This window comes from Pseudomonas sp. SDO5522_S412, from assembly GCF_054071215.1.
In genome coordinates this window covers 1-8,471 of record NZ_JBSVWQ010000239.1, presented here as the reverse complement: position 1 = coordinate 8,471, position 8,471 = coordinate 1, and the positions used below count along the sequence as shown (strand labels likewise).

At 63.9% G+C, this 8,471-nt stretch carries 8 protein-coding genes; all 8 read right to left on the bottom strand.

Annotation, left to right across the window (positions count from 1 at the left end):
- Positions 1-66: 66 nt before the first annotated feature.
- The 8 genes from ACW9I6_RS28020 to ACW9I6_RS27985 all read right to left on the bottom strand — a co-directional run bounded on the left by ACW9I6_RS28020 (position 67) and on the right by ACW9I6_RS27985 (position 8,305).
- Positions 67-1,224 carry a phospholipase D-like domain-containing protein gene (locus tag ACW9I6_RS28020; protein ID WP_003209153.1) on the bottom strand — a complete coding sequence of 386 codons (1,158 nt, stop codon included), beginning with the start codon at positions 1,222-1,224 and terminating at the stop codon, positions 67-69.
- Between the two features lies 1 nt (position 1,225).
- Positions 1,226-1,807, bottom strand: coding sequence for a YceI family protein (locus tag ACW9I6_RS28015; RefSeq protein ID WP_008430888.1), 582 nt, complete (start codon positions 1,805-1,807; stop codon positions 1,226-1,228).
- Positions 1,808-1,967: 160 nt separating this feature from the next.
- The gene (locus ACW9I6_RS28010) at positions 1,968-2,738 is read right to left on the bottom strand and encodes a helix-turn-helix domain-containing protein (RefSeq protein WP_008430887.1); all 771 of its coding nucleotides are present in this window, start codon (positions 2,736-2,738) and stop codon (positions 1,968-1,970) included.
- A 64-nt stretch (positions 2,739-2,802) separates the two neighbouring features.
- On the bottom strand, positions 2,803-4,245 hold the full coding sequence (locus ACW9I6_RS28005) for an amidase (RefSeq protein WP_087692638.1): 1,443 nt from the start codon (positions 4,243-4,245) through the stop codon (positions 2,803-2,805).
- Complete coding sequence (locus tag ACW9I6_RS28000; RefSeq protein WP_177056098.1) at positions 4,242-5,552, bottom strand: citrate-proton symporter; 1,311 nt, start codon at positions 5,550-5,552, stop codon at positions 4,242-4,244. Before ACW9I6_RS28000 ends, ACW9I6_RS28005 begins: the two co-directional genes overlap by 4 nt.
- A 57-nt stretch (positions 5,553-5,609) precedes the next feature.
- The gene (locus ACW9I6_RS27995) at positions 5,610-6,785 is read right to left on the bottom strand and encodes a M20 aminoacylase family protein (protein ID WP_087692640.1); all 1,176 of its coding nucleotides are present in this window, start codon (positions 6,783-6,785) and stop codon (positions 5,610-5,612) included.
- Positions 6,786-6,914: 129 nt separating this feature from the next.
- Positions 6,915-7,229 (bottom strand): amidase, encoded by a 315-nt coding sequence (locus ACW9I6_RS27990; protein WP_177021695.1) that lies wholly within the window; start codon positions 7,227-7,229, stop codon positions 6,915-6,917.
- Positions 7,226-8,305 carry a serine hydrolase domain-containing protein gene (locus ACW9I6_RS27985; RefSeq protein WP_177010040.1) on the bottom strand — a complete coding sequence of 360 codons (1,080 nt, stop codon included), beginning with the start codon at positions 8,303-8,305 and terminating at the stop codon, positions 7,226-7,228. Before ACW9I6_RS27985 ends, ACW9I6_RS27990 begins: the two co-directional genes overlap by 4 nt.
- Positions 8,306-8,471 lie beyond the last annotated feature (166 nt).

Here is an 8,471-nt window from a genome sequence, read left to right as displayed (position 1 = left end):
GAAGTTTGGCTGATCCACCGCTTTCGCGAGCAAGCCCGCTCCCACATTTGATTGGGGTATTCTGGCTTATCCGCGGCGGTCCAGCAGGTTGACCACCAACCGATCAATCCACCCCCACACCCGCTGCTTCACCCGCCGCCACAACGGCCGCGACTGCCATGCCTCAAGGCTCACCGCCTGGCTCAGGGCAAAATCCCGCTCGAAACTCGCCACCACTGCCAACGTCAATTCCGGGTCCAACGCTTCCAGGTTCGCTTCCAGGTTGAAGCGCAGATTCCAGTGGTCGAAGTTGCACGAGCCAATGCTCACCCAATCGTCCACCAGCACCATTTTCAAGTGCAGGAAGCACGGCTGGTATTCAAAGATCTGCACCCCGGATTTGAGCAAACGCGGGTAGTAACGGTGCCCGGCATACCGCACCGACGGGTGATCGGTACGTGGCCCGGTCAACAGTAAACGCACATCCACCCCGCGCCCCGCCGCCCGGCGCAGGGCACGCCGTACGCTCCAGGTCGGCAGGAAATACGGCGTGGCCAGCCAGATACGCTGGTGGCCGCTGTTCAGCGCACGGATCAGTGACTGCAAGATATCCCGATGCTGGCGGGCGTCGGCATAGGCCACACGCCCCAGCCCCGGTCCTGTCGCTGGCACCTTGGGCAACCGTGGCAGGCCAAAATGCGTGGCCGGTTTCCAGGCTCTACGATCGTCGTTCGCCAGCCACTGACGGTCGAACAACGCCTGCCAATCCAGCACCAGCGGGCCACGAATCTGCACCATCACTTCGTGCCAGTCGGCGGTGTCTTCCCCGGGCGTCCAGAATTCATCCGTCACGCCGGTGCCGCCAACCACGGCGATGGTCTGGTCGATCAACAACAGCTTGCGGTGGTCCCGATAGAGGTTGCGCATCCAGCGGCGCCAGCTCAGGCGGTTGTAGAATCGCAGGTCCACCCCGGCATCGATCAACCGCCGACGCAGGCCCAGGGTAAACGCCAGGCTGCCGTAGTCATCGAACAGGCAACGTACGCGCACGCCACGTTCGGCGGCCGCCACCAGGGCCTGAACCATCGCCTCGGCACACGCGCCCGCCTCCACCAGATACAGCTCCAGCGCCACCTGTTGCTCAGCCTGGGCGATACCTTCCAGCATGCGTGGGAAGAAACTCGGGCCGTCGACCATCAGCTCGAAACGGTTGGCGCTGCGCCACGGGAACACTGCGCCGCTCATGTCAGCGCGCCGTGAAAATCAGTACCGCACCCACCGGCACCGACAGGCTGATCTGCGACAGCCCGGCGGCCTTGCGCAATGCGGCTACCCCCGGCAGCAAATCGAAATCCTCGGCGTGCACCACCAATGGCTCCAGGGTGACCACCTGGAAGCGTCGGTCATCCAGGCGGGTCGCCAGCAATTCGGTGCTGTAGGTCTGGGTCTTGCCGTGCAGGGTCACCGACAGCGGCAGGCGCAGCTCGTATTGCGCGCCGGGGGCCAGGTCGTTGATCGGTTGCAGGTTGATCTGCGCATTGATCACCGCGTCCGGGTAGGTCTTGATCTCGAACAGCTCATTGCGCATGCGCTCGTCGCGCAGCGGGATGCCGCTGTTGATCGACTCCAGTTCGACTTCCAGCTGCGCCGCGCCTTTGCTGTCGACCTTGCCATGCAGCACCAGGAAGCGCTGCACTTCAGCGATGTCGGTGTTCTTGGTGGTGACGAACGACAGGCGCGAGGACTCGTTGTCCAGGTACCAGTCGGCGTGGGCAGGCACGGCGGCAGCGGCCAGCAGCAGGAAGGCCATGGGTTTGAACAGGGACATAAAGACTCTTGGGGCAAAAAACCTGGGCGAACAGTAACAAAGACCTCCTGTAGGAGCGAGCTTGCTCGCGAAGGTTGCCAACGATGACGCGGGCATTCTGAATGAACGCGGTGCCTGTGAGTTCTTCGCGAGCAAGCTCGCTCCTACGGGGGAACGGTGGTCAGGCCAACGCCTGCTGCACATCGCGAATCGTCGACTCCAGGCTGGCCAGGTGCAGGCTCAGCACCCGTTCCACCGGTGCCTGATCCATCGGCCAATGCAGCGCCATGCTGCCCACCAACCGGCCATTGGCCCGCACCGGCAAGGCCACCGCGCGAATCAGGAACGGCAGGCGCACCGGGTATTCCCAGTAGCCTTCGGTGCGTTGACCAAACCCCTGGTGCTGGGATTGTTCACACGCCCGGTATTGATCGTCTTCCGCCACATGCTCACGGCCTGCCAGGCGCTGCACTTCATCCGCCGACAGTTGCGACAGGCACGCCTTGCCCATGGCCGAATGAAACAGGCTGGCGTGCTGGCCGACGATCTGGCAATTGTTCGGGTAGAGCTTGCGCAGCACCGTGGGGATCGCGCTTTCCATCACCTCCAGGCGTTCGCCGTCGAAGCTCGACAGGTCCACCACCAGGCCGGTGCGCTCGCTGAGGTCCAGCAGCCACGGCGCGGCGCTTTCCACCAGTTGGCGCTTGAAGCGTTGCTGGGTGTCGCCGAACAACCGTCTGGCCCGCAGGCGGTAACGCCGGTCGCTGAGGCCACGATAGATCCAGCCCTGTTCCTGCAAGGTCAGCAGCATCCGCGAGACCGTGGCCTTGGGCAGGTGAGTCAGGTAATGCAACTCTTCCAGCCCCAGCGCCTGATGCTCGCCGAGCAATTCGATGATCGCCAGTGCCCGCCCTACTGAGCGTACGGTTCCCGTCTCGGCGTCGCTGCCCATGTGTCGATCTCCTTGATGCCGATGGATGATCTGATTTCACAGCAAGATACAGGCCCGTCGCGGCTCAACCGGTCGCCGAGAGGCAAGCAGGCGGTCGCCGCTGCACCCAGTGGGTCAGTTGTTCGTGGGCGTACGCCAGTTGCAACACCGCCCTGTCCGCCTGGGCCGGGCCGATGATCTGCAGGCCCATGGGCAAGCCCCGGGGGTTGAAACCCACCGGCACGTTCATGCTCGGCAGGCCGGCCAGTGTGGGGCCGATCACCACTTCCATCCAGCGGTGGTAGGTGTCCATCTCGCGCCCTGCGACGAGGCATGGCCAGGCTTGTTGTGCATCGAAAGGGAACACTTGGGCGGTGGGCAGCAACAGGAAATCGTAACGTTCGAACAGTTTGCCGAGGGCGCGGTACCAGTCGCTGCGGTTGATCGAAGCCTGGTAAACGTCCGCCGCACTCAGTTGCAATCCGCCCTGCACTTCCCATTGCGCCTCCGGCTTGAGCAGTGCACGTTTTTGCGGGTCGGCGTACGCCGCGCCGAGGGAGCCCTGGATCAGCCAATGGCGGTGCACCAGCCAGGTCTGCCACAGCCGTTCCAGAGAAAATTCCGGTTGGCAGTGCTCGACCTCGCAACCCAGCGCAGCGAAGTCCTTGAGGGCCGATTCGCACAGGCTCATCACGCCGTCTTCCATCGGCAGGTAACCGTTGTAATCCCCGAGCCAGCCCAAGCGTGCACCCTTGAAGTCGCGCTGCAACGGCTCGCCAAACATCGCCGGATCCTCCTTGAGCGACAGCGGCACCCGAGGGTCGTAGCCGGCCTGCACACTCAGCAGCCGCGCCACATCCGCCACGCTGCGACCCATCGGGCCTTCCGTGGCCAGTTGCTGGACGAACAGCTCCGGCGCCGGCCCGTGAGGCACCCGACCCTGGGACGGACGCAGGCCAAATACGTTATTGAACGCCCCCGGGTTTCGCAGCGAGCCCATCATGTCGCTGCCATCCGCTACCGGCAGCATGCGCAATGCCAGCGCCACCGCCGCGCCGCCGCTGCTGCCACCGGCCACCAGGCGCGGGTCATAGGCGTTGCCGGTGGTGCCGAACACGCTGTTGTAGGTCTGCGAGCCCAGGCCAAATTCCGGCACGTTGGTCTTGCCGATGATGATCGCGCCGCTGGCCCGTACCCGCGCCACGCTGATCGCATCTTCTTGAGGAACATGCTCGGCGAACAGCGGCGAACCGAGGGTGGTGCGCAGGCCCTGGGTCGCCGCCAGGTCCTTGATGGCCTGGGGCATGCCGTGCATCCAGCCACGGGATTGGCCTTGGTCCAACTCGCGATCACGCTGCGCCGCTTCGGCCAGCACGTCCTCATGGGAGCGCAGCGAGACCAGCGCATTCACCGTCGGGTTGAAGCGTTCGACCTGGGCCAGATACGCCTGCATCACTTCATGGCAGGACACCTGCCGCGCATGGATCGCCCGAGACAGTTCGATGGCATCCAGTTCAACAATACTCAAGGTTTCACCTCGCTGGAAAACGGCGCCGGTCGTTTCGCCCGTGGCGCCTCATGCATGCAGTAAGTGCCCAGCAGCGTCAGGACGCAAGCGAACAGCACATAAAATGCCGGGGCTACCGGCGTGCCCAGCACCTTGCTGAGCCAGGTGACGATCAACGGCGCAAAGCCCCCGAATACCATCACCGCCACGTTGTAAGCCACCGACACCCCGGTGGAGCGTACTTCGATGGGAAACTGCTCGGCCAGGGCCGTCGGCGCCGGGCCGAAAAAGCCGCCGATGGCAGTGCACAACATCACCTGCATCACCAGCAAACGCTCGATGGACGGTGCCGCCGCGACCCACACATACAGCGGGTACACCATCACAAAAAACGCCAGGGTGAACGCCATCAATACCGGACGCCGACCGAACCGATCCGACAGCAGGCCGGACAGCGGAATCACCACGGTCATCAGCGCCACCGCGAACATCTGTACCATCAATACCTGGTCCAGCGGCAGGCCGAGGTTCTTGTGGGCGAAGGTCGGCATATTCACCAGCACCACGTAGAACGACACCGTTGCACCACAGGCCAGGCCCATCGACACGAGGATGCTGCGGCGGTGATCGCGGATGACGTCCATCAAGCTCGGCGCCGCACCCTTGGCCTGTTTGCGTGACTCGATAAATTCCTCGGGGTCTTCCATGTGCCGGCGGATCCACAAGCCCACGGGACCGATCAGCAAGCCGAAGATGAACGGCAGGCGCCAGCCCCAGACTTCAAGGGTTTGCGGCTCGAAGAAGTGCGTGACCAACGCCACCATCGCCGCGCCGCCGAACACCGCCAGGCACTGTCCCACCAACTGCCAGGAACCGTACAGGCCCTTGCGATGGGCCGGCGCGCTCTCCACCAGGAACGCCGTGGCACTGGCGTATTCACCGCCGGTAGCAAAGCCCTGGAGCATGCGCGCAACCACGATCAGCATCGGCGCGCCCATGCCGATGGCAGCATAGCTGGGGGCGAAAGCGATCAGGGCGATGGAGATGGTCATCAACCGGATGATCAGTTGCATCGCAGCCTTGCGGCCTTTACGGTCCGAATACATGCCCAGCAGAATCCCGCCCACCGGGCGCATGAAGAAGCCGACGCCAAAGGTGGCCAGGGCCATCAGCAGCGAGGCGTATTCATCCTCCGACGGGAAAAATTGCCGGGCGATGATGCTGGCGAGAAAGCCGTAAACGATGAAGTCATACCATTCCAGCGCATTGCCGATCACCGCCGCCACGACCTGGCGGGTGCGGGATACGCCCTGTTTTGCAGTCTGCATGAGGAACACTCCATTCAACCTGTTGGGAAAGGGTCCAGCGGCAGAAAAAAGAGGTCGTCAGGCGGGCTTGAGCCAGCTCTCGGCCAGCGCGCCCCAGTAGGCGGCGCCGGTCAACAGGATGTCGTCGTTGAAGTCATAGGCGGGGTTGTGGACCATCGGCCGCGAGACGCCGTTGCCGATAAACAGGTAGCTGCCGGGGCAGCGCTGCAGCATCCAGGCGAAGTCTTCGCTGCCCATCAGCTTGGTGGTGTTGCCGTCGACGGCATCTTCACCCAGCAGGGCGACGCCGACCTGGCGGGCGAATTCGGTTTCTTCGGGGTGGTTGACCAGCACCGGATAGGCCGGCCGATGTTCGATCTGCGCGGTGCAGCCGAAGCTCGCGGCCTGGGTCAGGATGATCGCCTTGACCCGCTCCAGCATCAGCTCACGCACGTTCGCATCCAGGGCACGCAGGCTCAAACGCAATAGTGCTTGCTGGGGAATCACGTTGGCAGCCTGGCCCGCTTGCAGGGCACCGACGGTCACTACTGCGGCTTCCTGGGCATTGATATTGCGCGCCACCACGGTCTGCAACGCCATGACCATACTGGCGGCGGCCACCAGCGGGTCGACCGTCAGGTGCGGCATGGAGCCATGGCCGCCGACGCCTTCGAGGGTCACGGTGAGCAGGTCCTGGGAAGCCATCATCGGCCCGACCCGCAGACCCAGATGGCCGGCGGGCAAGCCCGGCATGTTGTGCATGCCGAAGAGTGCGTCGCAGGGAAAACGCTCCAGCAAGCCGTCGGCGAGCATGGCTTCGGCGCCGCCCTGGCCTTCTTCGGCGGGCTGGAAAATCAGGTTCAGGGTGCCGTCGAATTGACGGGTCGCGGCCAGGTAACGCGCGGCGCCCAGCAGCATGGTGGTGTGGCCGTCATGACCGCAGGCATGCATGCAGCCGGCGTGTTGGCTGCTGTAGCTGGCGCCGGTGTTTTCGATGATCGGCAACGCGTCCATGTCGGCGCGGATACCGAGCTTGCGCGAGCTGCTGCCATTGCGCAGCACACCCACCACGCCGGTCTGGCCGATGCCGGTGTGGACTTCGTAGCCCCAGTTACGCAGCGATTGCGCCACCAGGGCGGAGGTGCGGTTTTCTTCAAAACCCAGTTCGGGGTGGGCGTGAATGTCCTGACGCACGGCGTGCAGGTCGCTGGCGACATCGCTCAGCCAATCCAGGATGTGCTGGTGTGGGCTCATGGTGATTCTCCTCGCAGGCGGGTGTTCCCGTTCTTTTTCGTTGCACACCGCCAGATAACCGCGATGTGCGCAGGAGGACAATCAAAGGTGGTTCCACCCTGTGGAACCTCAGCCCCACCTGTGGCTGCATTAGGGCAAGAGGCGGCAGCCCTCGCGCTGGCCCAGCCATTGGGCACTGTGGGCGCGGCCCAGGCCGCTGGCGGTCACGAGGTGTTTTTCAGGGTTGTCGGTGAAGGCGCTGGTGGGCACGTATTGCTTCACATAACCCTGGCAATAATCAGCGGGATTGCCCTCCACATATCGGCAGGAACAGTACTCCTTGGCGGTGTAGGCCGCGATGATGTCGGGGAAGGCTTGCAGGTTGACCCGCTCGTGCCAGACCCAGCCGAGCAACACGAGTAACAGCAGGATCAACAGACTGACGAAGGGATGACGGCGGATCATGGTTGCACCGCTGCAAGGACGCGCTTGAGGAGTTCGTTGTGGCGATAGCTGCCGTCGCGGTCGTCACCGTAGCGCACGATGACCAGCTGTTTTTCGGGCATCACGTAGAGCGCCTGCCCCCAGTGGCCGAGGGCGGCGAAGGTGTCGGCGGGCGCGTCCGGCCAGGGTCTGGCGGCACCCTGCACTTCGCGGTTGAGCCACCATTGGCCGCCCGGAACGGCTTCGTCCTGGCCCGCCTTGTACTTGTCGAACGGTTGGCGATTGAACGCAACCCACTCCTTGGGCAGCAACTGTTGCTCGCCCCAACGGCCGTCGCGCTGCATCAACAGGCCGACGCGGGCCAGGTCGCGGGCGGTGAGGTAGGCGTATGAGGACGCGACGAAGGTTTCCTCGGCATCGCTTTCCCAGGTGGCGTTGTGGATGCCCAGTGGCTGGAACAGGGCGGTCCATGGGTAGTCGACGTAGGCCTTGTGGCCGAGCATGCCCTTGAGGGTGGCGGACAGGATATTGCTGTCGCCACTGGAGTAGCGGAATGCCTGGCCGGGGGCGCTGTAGGTCGCGGTGTCGGCGGCGAACTCGGCCATGTCGTGGTGGCCGCGGGTGTAGAGCATGGCGACCACCGAGGATTTCAGCGGGGCGTATTCGTAGTCTTCCTGCCAGTCGAGGCCCGAGGCCCAGTGCAGCAGGTCGGCCATGGTCACGCCGGGGTGTTGTTTCATCGGCGGGTAAAAGCGCGCGGCGGGGTCGGTGAGTTTGAAGCGGTTTTCGCCGAAGGCCACGCCGAGCACGGTGGCCATCAGGCTTTTGCTGATGGACCAGGTCAGGTGCGGGGTGCTGGCGGTGGTGGGGGCGGCGTAGCGTTCGTAGATGATCTGGCCGTCGCGGATGACCAGCAAGGCGTCGGTGCGGACGCCCTTGCGGGTGGTGTCATCGCGGGGTGGGAAGGCGTAGTCATCCAAGGCCTTGGCGGCCGGGCCGGTCAGGGGCTGGCCTTGGGACCATTCCTTCTCCGGCCAGGTTTCGGCGTGGGCTGTCAGGGTGAACAGCAGCGCGGCGTATAGGAGGCCTTTGAACATGGATTGGGACTCGGGGGCATTCAAGCCCGCGAGCCTAGCCCAGGGGGATGACGGTTTTGTTACGGACCCTGGGGTGAGTACATATCCGTTATTTGGGTGATGGCTGATATGGGTTCCGCTCTTACAGCGGCTCACTTTTGAACAGCGCAAAAGTAAGCAAAACGCT